The organism is Campylobacter sp. MIT 99-7217 (genome assembly GCF_006864365.1).
Lineage (GTDB): Bacteria > Campylobacterota > Campylobacteria > Campylobacterales > Campylobacteraceae > Campylobacter_D.
The window spans coordinates 127,487-146,324 of sequence record NZ_QHLJ01000005.1 but is presented as its reverse complement, the minus strand read 5'-3'; the positions used below and the strand labels follow the sequence as shown (position 1 = coordinate 146,324).

At 33.2% G+C, this 18,838-nt stretch carries 20 protein-coding genes; 4 read left to right on the top strand and 16 right to left on the bottom strand.

Features of this window, described 5'->3' with window-relative positions:
• Nucleotides 1-17 precede the first annotated feature (17 nt).
• Nucleotides 18-461 (bottom strand): GatB/YqeY domain-containing protein, encoded by a 444-nt coding sequence (locus tag DMB92_RS05945; protein WP_142682161.1) that lies wholly within the window; start codon nt 459-461, stop codon nt 18-20.
• Nucleotides 451-1,440 (bottom strand): Ppx/GppA family phosphatase, encoded by a 990-nt coding sequence (locus DMB92_RS05940; protein WP_142682138.1) that lies wholly within the window; start codon nt 1,438-1,440, stop codon nt 451-453. The genes DMB92_RS05945 and DMB92_RS05940 overlap by 11 nt, the downstream gene beginning before the upstream one ends.
• A gap of 55 nt (nt 1,441-1,495) precedes the next feature.
• On the opposite strand from DMB92_RS05940, the gene DMB92_RS05935 reads away from it, so the two are divergent.
• Both DMB92_RS05935 and pdxA read left to right on the top strand, forming a co-directional pair.
• The gene (locus tag DMB92_RS05935) at nt 1,496-2,266 is read left to right on the top strand and encodes a pyridoxine 5'-phosphate synthase (protein WP_142682137.1); all 771 of its coding nucleotides are present in this window, start codon (nt 1,496-1,498) and stop codon (nt 2,264-2,266) included.
• A complete protein-coding gene (pdxA, locus tag DMB92_RS05930) occupies nt 2,263-3,417 on the top strand; it encodes a 4-hydroxythreonine-4-phosphate dehydrogenase (RefSeq protein ID WP_142682136.1) in 1,155 nt (384 codons plus the stop codon). The genes DMB92_RS05935 and pdxA overlap by 4 nt, the downstream gene beginning before the upstream one ends.
• Here the strand turns inward: pdxA and hypF are convergent.
• The 8 genes from hypF to DMB92_RS05890 form a co-directional block, all read right to left on the bottom strand.
• Nucleotides 3,414-5,618 (bottom strand): carbamoyltransferase HypF, encoded by a 2,205-nt coding sequence (hypF, locus tag DMB92_RS05925; RefSeq protein WP_142682135.1) that lies wholly within the window; start codon nt 5,616-5,618, stop codon nt 3,414-3,416. The two genes, pdxA and hypF, sit on opposite strands and share 4 nt — an antisense overlap.
• On the bottom strand, nt 5,599-7,122 hold the full coding sequence (locus DMB92_RS05920; protein WP_142682134.1) for a hypothetical protein: 1,524 nt from the start codon (nt 7,120-7,122) through the stop codon (nt 5,599-5,601). The genes hypF and DMB92_RS05920 overlap by 20 nt, the downstream gene beginning before the upstream one ends.
• Nucleotides 7,123-7,197: 75 nt before the next feature.
• Complete coding sequence (locus tag DMB92_RS05915) at nt 7,198-7,842, bottom strand: M48 family metallopeptidase (RefSeq protein WP_142682133.1); 645 nt, start codon at nt 7,840-7,842, stop codon at nt 7,198-7,200.
• A 91-nt stretch (nt 7,843-7,933) separates the two neighbouring features.
• A complete protein-coding gene (locus DMB92_RS05910; RefSeq protein WP_142682132.1) occupies nt 7,934-9,280 on the bottom strand; it encodes a TIGR00366 family protein in 1,347 nt (448 codons plus the stop codon).
• 9 nt (nt 9,281-9,289) lie between these two features.
• Nucleotides 9,290-9,937: a 3-oxoacid CoA-transferase subunit B gene (locus DMB92_RS05905; protein ID WP_142682131.1), complete on the bottom strand. Its 648-nt coding sequence runs from the start codon at nt 9,935-9,937 to the stop codon at nt 9,290-9,292.
• Nucleotides 9,937-10,590 carry a CoA transferase subunit A gene (locus tag DMB92_RS05900; protein ID WP_142682130.1) on the bottom strand — a complete coding sequence of 218 codons (654 nt, stop codon included), beginning with the start codon at nt 10,588-10,590 and terminating at the stop codon, nt 9,937-9,939. The genes DMB92_RS05905 and DMB92_RS05900 overlap by 1 nt, the downstream gene beginning before the upstream one ends.
• Nucleotides 10,590-11,771: an acetyl-CoA C-acetyltransferase gene (locus DMB92_RS05895; protein ID WP_142682129.1), complete on the bottom strand. Its 1,182-nt coding sequence runs from the start codon at nt 11,769-11,771 to the stop codon at nt 10,590-10,592. Before DMB92_RS05895 ends, DMB92_RS05900 begins: the two co-directional genes overlap by 1 nt.
• A gap of 334 nt (nt 11,772-12,105) precedes the next feature.
• On the bottom strand, nt 12,106-12,558 hold the full coding sequence (locus tag DMB92_RS05890; RefSeq protein ID WP_142682128.1) for a low molecular weight protein-tyrosine-phosphatase: 453 nt from the start codon (nt 12,556-12,558) through the stop codon (nt 12,106-12,108).
• A gap of 54 nt (nt 12,559-12,612) precedes the next feature.
• Here DMB92_RS05890 and DMB92_RS05885 point away from each other — a divergent pair, with 54 nt between their 5' ends.
• Together DMB92_RS05885 and DMB92_RS05880 are read left to right on the top strand one after the other, a co-directional pair.
• The gene (locus tag DMB92_RS05885) at nt 12,613-13,788 is read left to right on the top strand and encodes an MFS transporter (protein ID WP_142682127.1); all 1,176 of its coding nucleotides are present in this window, start codon (nt 12,613-12,615) and stop codon (nt 13,786-13,788) included.
• Nucleotides 13,789-13,842: 54 nt separating this feature from the next.
• Complete coding sequence (locus tag DMB92_RS05880; RefSeq protein ID WP_142682126.1) at nt 13,843-14,523, top strand: hypothetical protein; 681 nt, start codon at nt 13,843-13,845, stop codon at nt 14,521-14,523.
• Here the strand turns inward: DMB92_RS05880 and mrdA are convergent.
• The 6 genes from mrdA to DMB92_RS05850 are packed head-to-tail and all read right to left on the bottom strand — an operon-like array spanning nt 14,520 to nt 18,833.
• Nucleotides 14,520-16,310: a penicillin-binding protein 2 gene (gene mrdA, locus DMB92_RS05875; RefSeq protein ID WP_142682125.1), complete on the bottom strand. Its 1,791-nt coding sequence runs from the start codon at nt 16,308-16,310 to the stop codon at nt 14,520-14,522. The two genes, DMB92_RS05880 and mrdA, sit on opposite strands and share 4 nt — an antisense overlap.
• Nucleotides 16,307-16,810 (bottom strand): hypothetical protein, encoded by a 504-nt coding sequence (locus DMB92_RS05870; protein WP_142682124.1) that lies wholly within the window; start codon nt 16,808-16,810, stop codon nt 16,307-16,309. Before DMB92_RS05870 ends, mrdA begins: the two co-directional genes overlap by 4 nt.
• Nucleotides 16,803-17,402, bottom strand: a complete 600-nt coding sequence (gene yihA, locus DMB92_RS05865) for a ribosome biogenesis GTP-binding protein YihA/YsxC (RefSeq protein WP_142682123.1) — start codon at nt 17,400-17,402, stop codon at nt 16,803-16,805. Before yihA ends, DMB92_RS05870 begins: the two co-directional genes overlap by 8 nt.
• Nucleotides 17,399-17,863 carry a lipopolysaccharide transport periplasmic protein LptA gene (lptA, locus tag DMB92_RS05860; RefSeq protein ID WP_142682122.1) on the bottom strand — a complete coding sequence of 155 codons (465 nt, stop codon included), beginning with the start codon at nt 17,861-17,863 and terminating at the stop codon, nt 17,399-17,401. The genes yihA and lptA overlap by 4 nt, the downstream gene beginning before the upstream one ends.
• Nucleotides 17,845-18,354 carry an LPS export ABC transporter periplasmic protein LptC gene (gene lptC / locus DMB92_RS05855; protein ID WP_142682121.1) on the bottom strand — a complete coding sequence of 170 codons (510 nt, stop codon included), beginning with the start codon at nt 18,352-18,354 and terminating at the stop codon, nt 17,845-17,847. The genes lptA and lptC overlap by 19 nt, the downstream gene beginning before the upstream one ends.
• The gene (locus DMB92_RS05850) at nt 18,345-18,833 is read right to left on the bottom strand and encodes a KdsC family phosphatase (RefSeq protein WP_142682120.1); all 489 of its coding nucleotides are present in this window, start codon (nt 18,831-18,833) and stop codon (nt 18,345-18,347) included. The genes lptC and DMB92_RS05850 overlap by 10 nt, the downstream gene beginning before the upstream one ends.
• Between the last annotated feature and the right edge of the window lie 5 nt (nt 18,834-18,838).

Below are 18,838 nucleotides of genomic sequence, written 5' to 3'. Positions count from 1 at the left end.
AATAAATTTTTATAAACTTAAGTCAAAAGCTTTCTCACCATTTCATTAAGCCTTTTTCCATCAACACTTGCTCCAAATTTAGCCTTTGCTTCTTTCATCAAAATGCCTTGTTCTTTAAGGCTTGTGATTTGAAGTTCTTGTATCAAGGCTTTTAGGGCTGTTTCAAGCTCGTTATCATCAAGTTGTTTTGGTAGATAGCAAGCAAAAAGTTCAGCTTCTTTTAGTTCTTTAGCCGCTAAATCCTCTCTGTTTCCTTGTTTGTAAAGAGTAGCAGCATCATTTCGTTTTTTGATCTCACTTGCGATGATCTTATAAATCCTTTCATCATCAAGTTCCACCCTTTCATCAACTTCTACTTGCTTAAAAGCTGCGTTTAAAGTCCTTAGACTATCTCGCTTAAACTCGTCTTTAGCCCTCATAGCTTCTTTGATCTCATCTAAAATTCTAGCCTTAACGCTCATTTTTTCTCCTTTGATTGAACTCATTTACGCAAATACCTTCTCTTAAACCCTCATCAACAACGACAAATTTATACTTATCAAAGAGTGCGTAAAACAAGAAACAACCAGCACTTAAGTAGTTTTTGCGGTTGTGTCCTACTGCTATTTTAGCATAAAGCTTGTCCATTTTCCAAAGTTTAAAACCAAATTTTAAAAAATCGTTCAAAACTAAACACTTGCCATTGATAAAGCTTGCCTGATAGTCCTCATACATGATGCCCTGCTTTAGAGCAAGCAAGGTTGTAGGAACTCCAGAGTTTAAAACTATGGTTTTTCCCTTAAATTTTCTTAAATGCTTTTTAGCTAAACTTACCTCATCAAAGGCTTTAAAAGCAAGATCTTTGAGCCTTTTATCATCTATCATAAAATGAAGCTTAAGCTTTTTATCCTTACATTTTTGCAAGAAATTTGATTTTTTAAGAAGTTTTTTGAAGTTAAAATTACTTAAATTTTGCTCTAGAGTGCGACTTTTTTCATAAAAGGTAATGATACCAAAATCAAAACTTTCATAATTTCTGCCAAAGGAAAGCTCGCAAGAAGCACCACCCAAATCACAAAAAGCTAAGTTTTTTTCTAAAAAATTGAGTCTCAAAAGAGCATTTTGCATACCTAAGATACTAAGTTTTGCCTCTGTTTTTGCATCAATTATTTCAAAGCAAATCCCAAATTCTTTCTTTAAAGTCTCAAAAATTTCCAAGCTATTGCTTGCTCTTCTAAAAGCTGCTGTAGCTACAGCCTTAGCACTTCTTAGCTCATATCCTTTTTCTTGCATAGTTTTTAAAGCATTTTTGAGTTTTTCTATAGCTTGAGTGCCTATTTTTCCACTTTCATTTAAATTTTTAGCTGCAGAGATGATGAACTCATCTTCTTGTAAGATATTTAAATTTGTATCCATTAAAACAGCTCTTAAGGTATTTGAACCAAGATCAATGCCCAGCATTTTCTTTTCCTTTAAACTTTTTTGAGTATAATAGCAAAAAATTTCAAGGAAAAGCATGTTTTTAGGTGTGAATATCGATCATATAGCTGTTTTAAGGGAAGCAAGAAAGATTAATGATCCAAATTTTCTTGAAGCTGCTCTTGTTGCTTCAAAGCATTGTGATCAAATCACTCTTCATGTAAGAGAAGATAGACGCCACGCACATGAAAAAGACTTAGAAGATATCTTAACACATTGTCCTTGTGTCGTGAATTTAGAATGTGCAGCAAGCAAAGAAATGATAGAACTTGCTTGCAAGCTAAAACCCTCTCGCATAACCTTAGTTCCTGAAAAAAGACAAGAGCTAACCACAGAAGGAGGCTTAAAAATAGAGCCTCAAAAGCTTCAAAAAGTAGTTGAAACCTTGCACGCAAATGATATAGAAGTTTCACTTTTTATAGACGCAAATGCTGAGGATATCAAAAAAGCCCAGCTTTTAAAGGCTGATTTTATAGAGCTTCACACAGGACATTTTGCAAATATCTATAGTGCCTTACATACAAATATACTCAAAACCCCTTATAAAATTTCAGCTTTAGATCTTCCAAGAACAAAACTTCAAAAGCTCTTAGATGATGAGCTTGAAAGATTGCAAGAGGCTACGAAGCTTGCTCAAAGTTTGGGTTTAAAAGTAGCAGCAGGTCATGGCTTAAACTATAAAAATGTTCATCTCATCACTCAAATTCAAGGCATTTGCGAACTCAATATCGGTCAAAGTATCATAGCAAGAGCTGTTTTTGTGGGCTTAAAAGAAGCTATACTTGAAATGAAAGCTTGTATGAAATGAAAACAAAAATAGCTATTAGTGTAGGCGATGTCAATGGGATCTCTTTAGAACTTCTGCTAAAAACTCACAAAGAACTTTCTAAATTTTGCGAGCCTTTTTATTTTATACATAAAAATCTTTTGCAACAAGGCTTAAAAAAGCTTGGACTTAAGGCTGAGAAGCTAAATTTAGTGCATTTTGAAGATGATTTAAAAAATGAGCTAAGTTTTAAAAAAGATAAAAATTTCACTATCCTTAACTATAAAAGTAAGCTTGGCATGAAAGTAAGCAGTGATTTTAAGATCACTCCCTCTAAAATCGATAAAAAAAGTGGCTTATATAGTTTTTTAAGTTTCAAAGCAGCTTCAAATTTCACTTATCAAGGCTTTGCTGATGCTTTGCTTACCCTGCCCATACACAAAAAGGCGTGGCAAGAAGCTCATATAGAGTATAAAGGGCATACTCAGGCTTTGAGTGATTTTTTTAAAAGAGAGGCGATCATGATGCTTGGGTGTTCAAAGCTCTTTGTGGGCTTATTTACCGAGCATATCCCCCTTAAAGAAGTAAGCAAACGAATAAGCCTTGAGCCTTTGAGTAAATTTTTAACCCGTTTTGCTCTAAATACAGGCTTTGAAAAGGTTGGTGTGCTTGGTTTTAATCCCCACGCTTCTGATTTTGGAGCTATAGGTGGGGAAGAAGAAAAGATCATGAAACAAGCTATCAAAATAGCTAATGCTTATCTTGCCTTTAAAAACTCCTCTAGAACAAAACAAAGTGAGTTTTTAAGCAAAATGGAACTCAAAGATAAAAAGAGCCTTTTTAAAAAGCTCTTGGAAGATGAAAATTTGATTGATGAGCTTAAAAAATTATCAAAATATAAAGAAATTTATCTTAAAGAAATTCTAGTTAGCGATAGTGCCTTTACTAAAAATTCGCTCAAACGCTGTAACCGCCTAGTTTGCATGTATCACGATCTTGGCTTAGCGGCTTTAAAAGCCTTATATTTTGAAAAAAGCATTAATGTAAGCTTAAATTTACCCATCATAAGAACAAGCGTTGATCATGGCACAGCCTTTGATATAGCCTACAAAAACGCAAAGATTAACACCAAAAGCTATAAAGAAGCTGCAAAAATGGCTGTAAAATTTGCACAAACAAAAAAAATGTCTTAAAATTTGCACAAAAAATGCACCATTTGCCCTAATGCTATAGAGCTATCATTTGGTGGAAAAGCTAAAGGCACTTTAAATTTAAAATTCTTGCGTTTTAAAATTTCAAGTAAGGTTTTGTTTTGAAAAACCCCACCACACAAAATCACTTCTTTAAGATTAAGAGCCTTTAAATTTTCATTTGCATAGCTCATGATACAATCAGCCAAAGCATTTAAAAAGCCTGTGCAAGCTTTGTTTTTATCAAAACGATCTTTTAAAACTTGCTTTAGAGCATTTTTTACGCAAATTTTATTTTCAAAACATTCAAATTTATAAGAAAAATCAAGGCTAAAATCATAGTGTTTTTCCATTAAAAGTCCGATTTGAGCCTCATAATCAAGCCTTTGTTGATCAAAGATAATCGCTCCAAAAGCATCGATAATCCGTCCTAAAGAGCTGGTTTTTAAACTACTTTGTGTATAAATTTTTTTCACGTTATGCAAGGTTTTTGTGTCAATTTTTTCTAAAAAATGCTTTGCTTCATCAAAAAGTTCGTATTCAAAGATGAGAGCTAAAGCAAGATTTTGGATATTTTTTATATCCGCTCCTATGAGTTTAAAGGGCTTAAAATGAGCTATTCTTTCATATTTTTTCATATTGGCTTTAAAGATTTCTCCACCCCAAATACTCTTATCATCACCATAGCCTGTGCCATCATATACAAAGGCTAAAACCTCTTCATCATAAATTTTATATTCAAAAAGCGTGGCACAAATGTGGGCAAAATGATGTTGAACCTTTAGGCATTCATAGTCTTTAAACTCAGCCACATAGCTAAAATTTGGGTGCTTATCGCTAAGAATTTGAGAAAAATTTAAATTATAATTTTGCACGAAAAAATCCAAAGTTTTTGTAAATCTTTCACGCACATCAACGCTTTTTAAATCCCCTATATAAGCAGAAATTAAAAGCTTATTATCATAATAAGCTACAAATTCATTCTTAAGTTCAGAGCCTAAAGCAAGAGCTTGTTTTGAATATGAGCTTTTAAAAGGCAAATACGCAGGATTAAGCCCTCTTGAGGTGCGAAGATACATTGTATCCTCTCCTATAATTTGAGCTATGCTATCATCGCTTGAATTGTAAATTTCTCTATCATAATCTAAAACAAAATCAAAAACTTGATGAAGTTTTTCAAATAAAATATCATCTTGATAAATAATGCTTTCTCCGCTTAAATTTGCACTTGTGGCAATAATTGGATTTTGAAAATACTCAAAAAGCAAAAGATGAAAGGGCGTATAAGCTAGCATAATGCCTATTTTATCTATATCAGGTGCAATTTGAGAAAAAACTTTTTTTGCTTTTAAAATAACTATGGGCTTTAATTTTCCTTGTAAAAGCTCTTGTTCTTTTTCGCTAATATGGGCTAAATTTAAGGCTTGTTCTAAATTCTTACACATTAATGCAAAAGGCTTTTTAGGGCGATTTTTACGCACTCTTAATTCTTTAACGCTTTTTTCATTAAAAGCATCACAAACAAGATGAAATCCACCCATACCCTTTATAGCAAGGATTTTTCCCTCTTTTAAAAGCCTTGCAGCCTCTTTAAAAGCAAACTCATCATTTGCTAGAATATTTTTTTGATTATCTTTTAAAGATACTTTAATAGCACACTTAGGACAAGATATGGGCTGAGCGTGAAAACGACGATTTGTAGGATCGCTATATTCACTTTTGCAAAAATCGCACATGATAAATTTACTCATGGTCGTGTTTTTTCTATCATAAGGCAAATTTTTAATAATACCAAATCGCACCCCACAATGTGTGCAAGTGATAAAAGGATAATGAAAGCGTGGATTTTTAGGGTCGTAAAATTCAGCCTCGCATTCTTTACATAAAGCAAAATCACTAAGCATTGGACTTGTTTTCGTGCTGTGTTTTGAGGAAGCGATGTAAAAACTTTTAAATTCTTTAAAAGCTATTTTTTCATAAACTAAGCTTTCTATCCTTGCTAAAGGGGGTAAATTTTGATAAATTTGCTCTATAAAATGAGTTAAGCTTAATTCATCGCAAGTTAGAATGATAACAACGCCTTTGCTGTCATTATACACCTTGCCACAAAGCTTGAGTTTTAAGGCAAGATTGTAGATAAAAGGGCGAAAGCCCACGCCTTGAACGAGCCCTGAAATTTGAAATTTATATGTAAAGAGGCACATCGCTTATTTTGCAATTTTTAAGATGCTTTAAAACATTTTTAAGTAAGCTTTTGTGTTCGAACAAAGAGCCGCTTACTACAGCTATTTGCACCTGTTTTTTAGCTAAAAGCTCATCATAGCTATCTCTTAAAAAAAGAGCTAAACTCTCAACACTTCCATAAGCTATATTTGTATTTTCAACACCTGCTAGCATAAAGCTCATAACAGACCTTAGCGTTCTAGCATAATCAAAGCTTTTATCCTCTTTCAAACGATAATCAATCTTTACCCCACGAGGCATTTTCGTTTCATCGCTTAAACGCAAAAGCTCTAAAGCACTCTTTTTCACATTTTTACCCAAACCCAAAGTCATACCCACTAAACCAAGAAGTGAAAAAAAGTTATTTTTAAGCTCAAACTCACCTTCTAAAAGTGGGAAATTTTTAGCAAAATTTGATAAAAGTTTTTTACCCACCTCATCAGCACAAATATCCTCATAAAGTGCTTTTGAATCCTTTGCTAAATTAAGTTTTAAAAGATTTTGCTCTTTATTTGCAAGTAAAATATCTGTATAATCTTTGCTAAGCTCTAAAATAAGGCTTTCTTGCTTAAATTTACTTCCTATGTAAGAAAGCCTCGCCATATTTTTATCCTCTTTTGAAAAAATAAGCTCTCTAGCTTGAGGCAAAATATAATCAAAGCCTTTTAAAACAAGCATTCTGCCCTCACACTCCAAAATCTTAAATTCATCTTTTTTATGGCTCAGTCTTTTAAAGCCCAAAAGCTTATATCCACTTTCAAAAAGCTTTTGAGTGAGTGCAAATAAAAAAAGATTATCAGCAAATTTAACATCGATTTGATTTTGTTCAAGTTCGTGATTTTGCTTAAAAATTTTGTTAAATCTTAAGCTCATCAAGGGCTTTTCTATGCTTGCTAGAAGTTTTAGTGTATCATTTGAGCAAGAAAAAGCTACATTGATAGCCTTAATATCAGTTGGCATAAGAAAACTAAAATCAACGCTCTTTTTAAAAAGACCTAGCTCATAAATGCCTTTATCATCTTGTATATAAATGTTTTTTTGCCCTATAAGTGCGTCAAAGCTTTTTTGCAAAAGCTCAAAAAAAGAATTTGTGTTTATGATTTCAAATTTATCGTTGCTAAGGCTTATTTGCATATTGACAAACTCGTCCCATTCATTTTTTACAAGTTCTTTGGCATTTAAGTAAGCATTTGAGTTTAAAAAGCTTAAAAAGTCTTTTTTGATCAAGGGTTTTGGCTCTGTTTTATTTTGCTTAAATTCTTGCGAGGATTCTTTTATCTCAAATTGACCTAAAAAAACAGAATTACTAATCCTTTCTAAAAGCGTGCAAAACTCGAGCAATTTTTCTTGCTCAGCTTGTATTTTAAAGATAATTTCCTCATCATCTTGATGAAGTTCATAAGAAAAATCTTTGGCATAATACCTCAAAAGATATACAAAAACATCACTATCACTTGCATACTTAAAAACAAATTCTAAAACCAAATCAAAGCCTTTTTTAATAATCAAATAAATCTATCCATCAGCTATTCATTATATCAAATTTATGCTTTGATATGCTCAAAATAAATTGATTTTAAATAAATTTTCTCTTTGTCTAAAATCAGGCATAAATTGAGCCAAATACTCATAAAATTCTTTTTGATGATGAGGAAAACTCAAATGTGCCATTTCGTGCAAAACGACATATTCTATAGCTTTTAAGGGCTTTTGCATTAAATTTAAATTAAGATTAATATAAGCTTTTTTATGATTGCAAGAACCCCAGCGAGAACGCATCTTTTTAATACTGAGCCTTTGCACTTTTTTATCCATAAGCAGTTCGTATTTTTTGATATAAAAAGTAAAAATTTTTTTAGCGTTTTGTCTTAAAAACTCCTCCATATTTTTTTGATCTCTTGCATAAAAAATTCCTTTTTTAAAACGAGGCTTTTTTAAATTTATATCAAAAGTAAATTTATATTTTCTGCCCAAAAAATACATAAAAGAATTTGCTTCCTTAAGCTTTTTTGCATACTCTTTTTTACTTTCAATCCAAGCCTTATGCTCATTTAAAAAATTTAAAACCTTGTATCTTGGACAAGTTTTAGGAATGCTTAGTTTAAATTTCCCCTCATGATCTAATTTCAAACGCAAGAAACGAATTTTTTTGATCTCATATAAAAAATGCGTTCCCTCAAATTCTAAAATCCCTTTTTCTACCATAAGCAAACTTTGAGTTTTTAAAAGAGTTTATATCATGTAAAGCATAAATTTATCTTGAAGCAAAAGATCCTCGCAAAAAGCGAGGATAAAGTTAAGGGATAAAATAAAGTGCGATGACAAAAATCGGCACTGAGAAAAGTAAGGCGGTAATACAATACCCCATAATATCACGCACCCCAAGTCCAGCAATAGCAAGAGCAGGTAAAGCCCAGAAAGGCTGAGCCATATTTGCCCATTGCTCTCCATAAGCAATAGCCATAGTTGCTTTTCCTAAATCAGCACCAAGTTCTTTTGCCGCATCAAGAACAAAAGGACCTTGAATAACCCAGTGTCCTCCACCACTTGGAACAGCAAAATTAATAGCAGCTGATGAGAAAAATGCCCAAACAGCATAATTATCTTTATTTGCTATATCAATGAAAAAGTCTGTGATCACTCCACCAAGTCCAGAATCTTCCATCATTAAAGCAATAGCAGCATAAAAAGGAAACTGCACTAAAATTCCAGCCGTTGAAGAAGCAGCGGTTTTAACAGCTCTCATATAAGCCATAGGTGTTTTATGCAAAAGCATTCCACTGAGCAAAAAGATCAAATTTACAGAGTTGATATTAAGTCCGGTAAAACCTTTTTGCCAAAAATAATTCGCCAAATAAACAGTGCCTAAAGCAACGATAATATAAGTTAAAAGTTTGCTTTCTTCGATCTTTAAAGCAGGAGTAGCATCCTTATCAAGAACTCTTTGATAGTTTGGCTCTTCAGCTAAAAGTTTAGGATCAACTGTTTTTGGATCTTTTGGAACCATGTAAGTAACCAATATAGGCATAAATATAAGCAAGCAAGCAATAACAAAGAGATTATACCAAGTAAAAATCGTTTCAGTTACCGGGATAGGATTGCCATCTAAATAACCTTTTACAATGATATTTGAAGCATCGGCAGCTGATAAAGGCATAGAGCCACTAAGCCCACCACCCCAAGTCATAAAGCCTATATAAGCGCAAGCTATGAGCAAACCATAATCAACAGCCTTTAAATTTCTAGCAATTTGCTTAGCAAATAAGGCTCCAACAACAAGTCCAAAACCCCAGTTTATAGCTGAAGCAAGCCCACCAAAAAAGCATACTAAAGCAACGCCTTGTTTAGGGGTCTTAGCAAAAGAAGCAATGTAGTTTAAAAGCTTTTTTACAGGCTCACTACTTGCCAAAGCAAAACCGGTTACTACGATCATAGCCATTTGGGTTGTAAAGGCAAGCAAATTCCAAAAACCATCTCCCCAAAAACCGACCATTGACATCACTGCACTAGAACCTTCTTTAGGCGTAACGATAAAATACCCCCAAACAAAGACGATCATGCTCAAAAGTATAGCAAAAACCAAAGGATCAGGTAAGTATCGATTAACGATACGAACCATAAATGAACTAATTTTTCCTATCATTTTTTCTCCTTAAATGCACACTTCAAAATTGGCATCAGTTTTTGCCTTAATCTCATCTAAGCTTACATTTGGCTGAAGTTCCACAAGTTTCATTTTGCCATTTTCAAAGTCAAACACACCAAGTTCAGTGATGAGACGATCAACGCATTTTGCACCAGTAAGAGGCAAAGAGCATTGTTTTTTTACTTTTGAATTACCATTTTTATCCGTATGCTCCATAATCACAACAACTTTTTTTGTGCCATTTACAAGATCCATGGCTCCACCCATTCCAGGTACTAATTTGCCAGGAATAATCCAATTTGCAAGATTACCCTGCTCATCAACCTCTAAACCACCTAAAACAGTTACATCAACATGTCCTCCACGAATCAAACCGAAACTAAAGCTTGAGTCAAAAAACATACCACCCTTTAAGATAGTAACGCACTGTCCTCCTGCATTTGTGATACGAGGATTTTTTTCTCCCTCACCAGCCATTTTTCCCATCATAAGCATTCCGTTTTCTGATTGCAAAATAATGCTTACACCTTGTGGGATATAATTACTTGCCGCAGTTGGCATACCTATGCCTAAATTTACCAAATCTCCATCTTTAAAATCTTTTGCCACTCTTTTTGCGAGTAATTCAACGAGTTCTTCTTTAGAAAGTGCCATTATTTCTCCTTTTTGTTTTCTACTATGTAATCCACAACAACGCCGGGTATTATCACATGATTTGGATTTAAAGGCTCATCTAAAAGCTCTTCAACCTCAACTATCACAATATCAGCAGCCATAGCCATAACTACATTGAAATTTCTTGTTGTACCATCAAAAGCTAAATTTCCATATTTATCAGCATAGGTTGCATAAATCATCGCAACATTAGCTCTTAAAGGTTTTTCAAGTAAATATTCTTTACCATCAACCTTGATCACTTCCTTGCCTTTTTGCACATCTGTACCAAGTCCTGTTGTAACAAGAACGCCACCAAGCCCATATCCTCCGGCTCTGATGCGTTCTGCTAAAGTTCCTTGTGGCACTAATGTCACATTAAGTTCGCCCTCGCTCATCAATCGTCCGGTTTCTTTGTTTGTGCCAATGTGCGTAGCAATAACATTTTTTACCTGCCTACTCACAATGAGCTTTCCATAACTAAAATCAGCCATAGCTGTGTCATTTCCTATTAAGGTTAAATTTTGAATATTAGAAGCTAGCAAGGCATCAACACATTTATGAGCTGTGCCACAACCTAAAAAGCCTCCCATCATCACGCTATCGCCGTCCTTTACCAAAGCAGCCGCTTCTTTTGCACTAATAATTTTCATCACTCTCCCCTTTCAACGATGCAAGCTATGCCTTGACCACCGCCTACGCAAAGCGTGGCAAGACCAAATTGTTTCTTTTGTTTTTTCATTTCGTGAAGTAAGGTTACCATTATCCTAGCTCCACTTGCTCCAACTGGGTGTCCTAGTGCAATAGCCCCACCATTTACATTAAGTTTATGCAGTTCTGGTTTTAGTTCCTTAATGCTTGCCAAAGACTGAGAAGCAAAAGCCTCATTGGCTTCGATCAAATCTATATCAGTAATTTTCATATTCGCCTTTTCAAGAACCTTTTTAGCAGCCATAGCAGCACCTATACCCATAATACTAGGATCAACCCCAACACTTGCCGTAGCTTTAATCGTAGCTAAAATTTCTAAGCCAAGCTCTTTAGCTTTTTTCTTACTCATTATCACAAGCATAGCCGCTCCGTCATTTATACCTGAAGCATTTCCTGCTGTAACGCTTCCTTCTTTATCAAAGGCAGGTTTAAGCTTGGAAAGTCCCTCTTTGGTAATATCGCCTCTTACAAACTCATCGACCTCAAAAATACTTTCTCCTTTTTTGCTCTTTAAAACAACAGGGACAATCTCATCTTTAAATTTCCCCTTATCTATAGCAGATTTAGCTTTAAGCTGTGATTGCAAAGCAAACTCATCTTGCTCCTCTCTTGAAATATTGTATTTTTTTGCTAAATTTTCAGCCGTAACACCCATATGATAAGTATTCATCGCGCAAGTTAAAGCATCTTTGATCATGCTATCAACAACCTTTTTATCACCCATTTTATAACCATCTCTTACATTCTCAAGTAAAAATGGAGCTAAAGACATATTTTCAGTTCCACCTGCTAAAACAATCTCTTGATCTCCTAATGCTATGCTTTGATAAGCAAGTGCTATAGCTTTAAGTCCTGAGCCACAAAGTTTATTTACGGTAAAAGCTCCTTTACTTTCATCAATGCCACTTGCAAGTAAAACTTGCCTTGCAGAGTTTTGTCCACAACCAGCCTGTAAAATTTGCCCTAAAATAAGCTCATCAACCTGATTTGGATCAAGATTGATATCTTTTAAAACTTGTTTAGCAACGATAGTAGCCAAATCCACAGCTTTTGTGTTTTTTAAGCTTCCCATAAAAGAACCAATGGCTGTTCTTTTAGCACTCACAATCACAACTTCTTGCATTTTCTGCTCCTTTAAAATTTTTAAAGTTAAGGCTTATGCTTAACTCTTAATTTTATGATACTTTGAGTAAAATGGTTACATTTTTATTATATTTTTATTTAAAAATTATTTACAAATATAAATCAGCTTAAAAATAAAAGAAAAATATGAGATGATAACAATAATTTATGGATATAAAAGATAAATAATTTCTAAAATTTTAAATTTAGTATTTACTTTTTATTTTAAAATTAAAAATGATAACATAAATTACAAAAATACTCAAGAAAAAATAAAAAATTATTTCAAAAAAATTATTCTTGTTACAAAAATTAATATTTTTTAATTTCAATTATTATTTTTTAAGATAGATAAGCAAATTCTCACAAGCTTTTGAAATAATCCTATAAGTTTCATCAAAATCCCCACTATACCAAGGATCAGGCACTTCTTTGTAGCCCAAATCCTTAGCAAAATCACAAAGCCTTAAAATTTTTTCTTTATTTTTGCAAATTTGGGACGCATTTTTAAAATTGCTCTCATCCATTACGATTAAAAAATCACTCTCCTCGCATAGCTTTAAGCTTAATTTTTTACTCGTAAAACCTTGTGCGTTAATACCCATTTGCTTAAGCTTTGCTTTTGTTTTAAAATGCATATCCTCGCCGTTATGCTCCCCTGAAGTTCCAGCCGAAAAAACGCAAATTTCACTTTCAAGTCCTGCATTTTTAACCAAATCTTTCATCACAAACTCAGCCATAGGCGAACGACAAATATTACCCAAACACACAAAACAAATTTTAAGCATAGATTTTCCTTTACTTTAACATAAATTTTAAAAAAAATATCATACAATAATTTCATGAATACCTTTAATAAAACTCTTTTTATACTTTGGTTTGGTGTTTTTACAACAAGTATGGGGCTTAGTCAGCTCGCACCGATCTTACCTATATATATTCGCGAGCTTGGGGTTAGTGAGTATGATCAAATAGCCTTTTACTCAGGACTTTCTTTTGGTATCTTATCTTTTTTTATGGCTTTTTTTGCACCCATTTGGGGCATGCTCACAAACAAATTTGGTTGCAAGATCATGCTTTTAAGAGCGAGCTTAGGACTAAGTGTATTGACTTTTTTACTTGCCTTTGTTCAAAATGTAGAACAAATTATCATCTTAAGAGCCTTAACAGGAATTTTATCAGGCTTTGTTTCTACGGCTGTGATTTTTGTGGCACTCATTACCCCAAAAGATAAGGCCGCTCAAGCACTTGCCACCCTATCCACTGCTTCAGTGAGTGGAAATTTAATAGGTCCTTTATTTGGTGGGCTTGTGTTTGAGTTTATAGGCTCAAGAGGTTCTTTTATCTTTATCGCTTTTTTAACCTTTTGCTCGTTTTTAACCATACTTTTTTTTATCAATGAAAAAAAGATCACACAAACAAAGGATTTAAAAAAACTTAAATTTAAAGAAAATATAGTCTTGATTTTGATCCTTTTTGCTCTTACTTTTATCATTCAAGCAGGTTTTAACTCTGTCATGCCTATCATGACTTTATTTGTAGAGCAAATCCACCACAGCGATACTTACATAGCATTTTATACAGGGCTAGTTGTTGCTGCAAGTGGGCTTAGCAACTTGGCTTTTGCTACTAAGATAGGAAAAATAGCTGATATCAAAGGAGCTGATAAGATCATCGTGATTTCTTTGATCTTTTGTGGGATCATTTTTTATCTTCAAAGTCTAGCTACAAATATCTATATACTCATCTTACTAAGGCTTTTACTCGGCATTGCACTTGGAGGACTTACACCTTGCATTAGTGCTTTGTTTAAGAAAAATGTATCGCCTGCAAGACTTGGTCTTGTTTTTGGCTTTAATCAAAGTGCCTTTGCTATGGGAAATTTTATAGGTTCTGTAGGTGGAGGATATTTGACTGCTAAATTCAATATAGAAACACTTTTTTCTTTTGTTGCTCTTGTTTTTATATGTAGTGCTTTAATGTTTTTTGTTCTTGATAAAAAATTTATGAAGATCTAAAATGGAATGATTTTTGCTTGTATAAAAGTAAATTTCTATAAAAAAGGTTTTCAAATGTTAGTTCAAAATACAAAGCAAAATTATCTTAGCGAGCTTGCTCCTAAAGAAAGTGCCAAAAACGCAAATGATACGAAATTTAATGAAGCTTTAGATGAAAGCTTAAAAACTCTAGAAAAAGAAAATACCAAAGAAAACTTAGCTCAAAGCCTGATGGATCAAATTTCAAAAGCCTTGAATGAAAAATTAGTCGATGGTAAAACAAAAGAAAAGCTTGATTTTAACTCTCTTGATGAGCAGATTCAAAAAGATCTTATATCTTTTACTAAGGGTGTCATGCAGTTTATGCAAAAAAATGAACAAAGCTTTGAAATTTTAGAAATTTCAGTTTCATTTTCCACTAGTCATAATGACACAAAATTAAGAGTTGATTACATCAATATCAATGTTTCTAACAAAACTGATCTTGATAAAATTAATATTTTTGAGTTATTGTTTAAAGATATGCAAGAGCAAGAAAAAAACAATACCACAAAAATTTCTTATTCTTATCTTGAATTTGAAGCTTTTAGTATGCAAACAAGCTTTGATGATCAGTTTGAAAAATCTTTTACCAAACTCTTTGAAGAACTTTTTAGCAAAAAATCAAATATGCTTGATCTAAATCAAAATGCAAAAATAGAAAATAAAACTTTCACAAACAAAGAAAAAAGTCCTTTGGAGCAAATTTTGGTCTAGTTTTCTTTTTGAAGATATCCAAGCTCTGTGAGCTTGTGATAAATTCTAGCCGTCATCTCGCCTGCTGTAAGGCTTCGCCCACCATGCTCAAGCAAAACAGTAACGACATATTTTGGCTTTTTATAAGGTGCAAAACTCGTAAGCCAAATATGTGAGCGGGAGTAGTATTTTAGATCAGATTCTCTAACCTTATTTTTATCAGCCTGAGAAAAACCCACAACTTGAGCTGTTCCTGTTTTTGCGGCTACTTTTACAGGCAAGGCATTAAGATATCTAAAAGCCGTTCCTCCTTGTTCATTTGCAACAGCAAACATCGCATCTCTTATGGCTGGAAGCTGAGATTTTTCAAAAGGAGTGAAAATTTCTTCATCTTCTAAGCTTTCATTATTTTCTTGCATTAAAAAACGAGGAGTAACGCCCTTGCCTTTAGCAAGCTGGGCAGTGTATTTTGCAAGTTGCATAGGAGTGATGAGAAAATCTCCTTGTCCTATGCTTGTATTTAGGGTTTCACCTTGAAACCAAGCCCTATTATATTTACTAAGTTTCCATTCCTTACTTGGCACTATACCCACAAACTCATGGGGCAAATCAACCCCTGTTTTGTTTCCAAAACCTATACGCCCCAAAACACTACTGATTGTATCTATACCAACCCTTAAGCCACCTTCATAAAAATACACATCACAACTTTGTTTAATGGCATGCTTAAGATCCATTTCCCCATGTCCTGATCTGTTCCAGCATCTAAAAAATCTCCCTCCAAGCTCTACTGAACCCGTGCAAAAAAAGCTACTTGAAGTATTCATAAGTCTTGAGTCCATAAAAGCAAGAGCTACACCCATTTTTACAACTGATCCTGGAGGATAAAGACCATTGACCATTTTATTCGTAAAAGGGTGTTCTGGATTATTTGATAGTTCTTTCCAATCCTGAACTGAAATTCCTGTTACGAAAGGATTAAGATCATACTCTGGAAAACTTCCTCCTGCCAAGATAGAACCATCTTCAGCATTCATAATAATAGCAGATCCTGAACTATCCGCAAAAAGCTCTGTTAGGAATTGCTGTAATTCTATGTCTATGCTAATCTTAATATCATTAGTTACAGGCTTTATCAAAGAAATTTCTTCAATTTCCTTATTTAAGGCATTAACCCTTACTTCTCGAACGCCCTTTGTGCCTTGCAAAAGTTCGTTATAATACCGCTCTAAGCCACTTTTACCTGTATAGTTTGTAAGTTTTGCAACCTCATTTTCATTCATATCTTGTAAATTTGCCTTGCCAACATAACCAATGATATGACTTGCTAAGGATTTGTAAGGATATTTTCTTTGGATAGTTGGTTTGATTTGTAAATTTTCTCTAAGATCAAGCTGGGCATATTTTGAAATCATTTCATCATAAGGTATAAAATCCACCACTTCGATAAAATCTTGATTGTAGTAAGAATCTGCTTTTTCATAAGTTTTATACAATAAAGTAGCATTAAGCTCAAGAAAGGCGTTAGAAATAGCTTCAATCTCACCTTGAAGAATGCTTCTATTTTGCTTTTTAATGTGCAAATAAGGCTTAATCGAAATGCTAAAACCAAGCTCATTAATCGCCAAATACTTGCCATTTCTATCCGTGATAATACCACGAACAGGAGCTAAAAACTGCGTCTTAACAGCATTTTGTTTTGCCATTTCTTCATAATAAACATTTGATTTTATGCTCAAATAATAAATTCTGCTTAAAAGCAAGATAAAAAACAAGATAACAAAAGCAAAAACTAAACGCATTCTCACTTGATTTCGTCCTTAAAAAAAATCGTTACAATTAAAGATTCTAAAAGTATATAATAAAGATATTCTACGCTAAAACTCTTAACGCTTGCATTATTAACATAAGATAAAAGACAATCAATGCCAAAAACTAAGCCATAAGCACAACATACAAAAAGAGAGGGTATGAGCTTGCTGATTTTAAAATTAGTTCTAAGATAATCAGCACAGAAAAAATAAAACAAAGCAAAAGCAATACAGCATGAAAATAAATAATAATTATGCGTTATATCAATAAAACAAAGATACAACAAAGAAAAATACCAGCGAAAGTCAAGATCATAAAGCGTTGTATTTCTTTGCATAAGCAAAACAAACATATAACAAAAAAATACACCAATTAAAACAGGTAAAAAGGCAAAAATGGAACTTAAAATTTGATACAAAACAAAAAATACGCCCCAAGAAATATAAAAACCATTGACACTTTTGTGATAAATTCTTTCTTTGTGCTTTTTACTCACCATTAACTCCTAAGGATTTTTTTAAGATGAGTTCTTCTAAATTTTGTAAACCATCTTTTTTATAAGAAGAAACTAAAACAGCATTTTTATAAGCATTTTTAAGTCTTGCTTTTTGGCTTTGATTGAGCTTATCGCTTTTTGTAAAAACTTTTAAAACCTTTTGATCAGCTCGCAAAAAACTTTGCAAATACGCATCAACGCTCTCATCAAGCTCTAAATCGGTATGACGAGAGTCGATAAGATGAATAAAAAGCTTGATTGAGTTGCGTAGTTTTAAAAACTCATCGAGGTTTTTATTCCAAATTTCTTTAAGACTTTTACTCACTCTTGCATAACCAAAACCGGGTAGATCAATGAAATTTACGATTATTCTTTCATCATGCTGTTTAAAAATGACCTCAAAAAAATTAATAAGCTGTGTTTTTCCCGGAGTACTTGAGCTTTTAGCGAGTTGTTTTTGATGGCACAAGGCATTGATTAAAGAGCTTTTTCCTACATTTGAACGCCCTAAAAAAGCGATTTCTGTATGTAGGGCGGAAAAATTCTCATCAAATTTAGGCAAAGATGAAAGAAATTTAGCTGAAATAATCACTTTGTTTCCAATTCGAAAATAAATCTTGTGGGTTTGTTATCCTTACCCTTAACCCTGTAAATTTCTTGTTTTTTATCCACCACGATCAAGTCGCCATAAATTTTTTTATTGCTTCCTTGCTCTTCAATAAAGGCGTTGCCATTCATTTCATACACATCTTTTAATACATCATAAATAAGCTTATCAGCCACACCCTTATATAATTTATTACTCAAAAATACCTCAAATTTAGCATTTCCTGTGGCGATATATTTTATAGGTTTTCTTTGTTTATCGACGAAAACATCAAGCTTTTCTGATCGCAAAATATCCTTATCTTTCTTGACGATAACATTTCCAGAAAGAATATTTTCTCCTTTTTTCTCATTCGCATAAAAAGAATTTGCACTGATTTGAAGCTCTGATGCATATGAAAAACACAAAAAAAGGCTTAAAAAGAGTGTCAATCCACATGCAACCATGCCTTTGCTCCTTCGGCTCTAAGCTCTTTGTTTGCTAAATCATACTTTAAACTTTGACCCTGTATTTTGTTATCTTTACGCGTAATAAAAAATTCAAATTCTGTGCTTAAAATTTTATTTTTATTATCAAAAGATAGGGCTTGAGTTGTGATCTTTGTATCGTTAATATCTGTATATAAAACATCTCCTTGAAGTAAAATGATATCATCTTGCAAAAGCTCGACTTCATTTGAACTGATATTATAATCCGTATTTAAAAGTATAAAATCACTCAAAATATCCTTATGTTTATATCGCACCCACTCTCTAGCCTTGTAGTTTGTATTTAAGCTACTTGAATTAAGCTCGTAAAGTGTAACATCTCTAGCCTGAATATTTTTAAAATCAATAGCACTAGGTTTAATATCTAAAGAATACAAATCTTGCAAACTCAAATACACCAAAGCTAAGGCAAAAAAGCCCATAGCTACGCTAAAAATTTTTATCGCCAAAGTTTATCCCATTCTTCTTGCATGTCATTATACCTAATGATATGTTCTATCATTTCAGCAACTGCTGCTTGTCCACCTTTATTTTCAAGAGTATATTTTGTTTTTAAATTTGCTAAGGCATCAGCTGGCTTAAAGCTTAATTTTACAGCTTCAAGCAAGCTTTTATCATTATAATAATCGCCTATGCAAGCAGTATTTTCAAAGCTTAAATTTAGCCTTTCTAAAAGCTCTTTTGCACAAGAAAGCTTGTCTTTGATACCTTGAAAAAGTAAATCAATCTTTAAATCTTTTGCCCTAAGTTCCACGCATTTTGAGCTTCTTCCTGTGATGATGGCAACTTTTTTCCCAAGCTTTAGCCAAGCTTCAATGGCTGCTCCGTCTTTGACATTAAATTCTTTTATTTCATCTGCACTACTTGTGTAAATGATCTTACCATCTGTTAAGCAACCATCGACATCAAGAAAAATAAGCTCTATCATCAAAA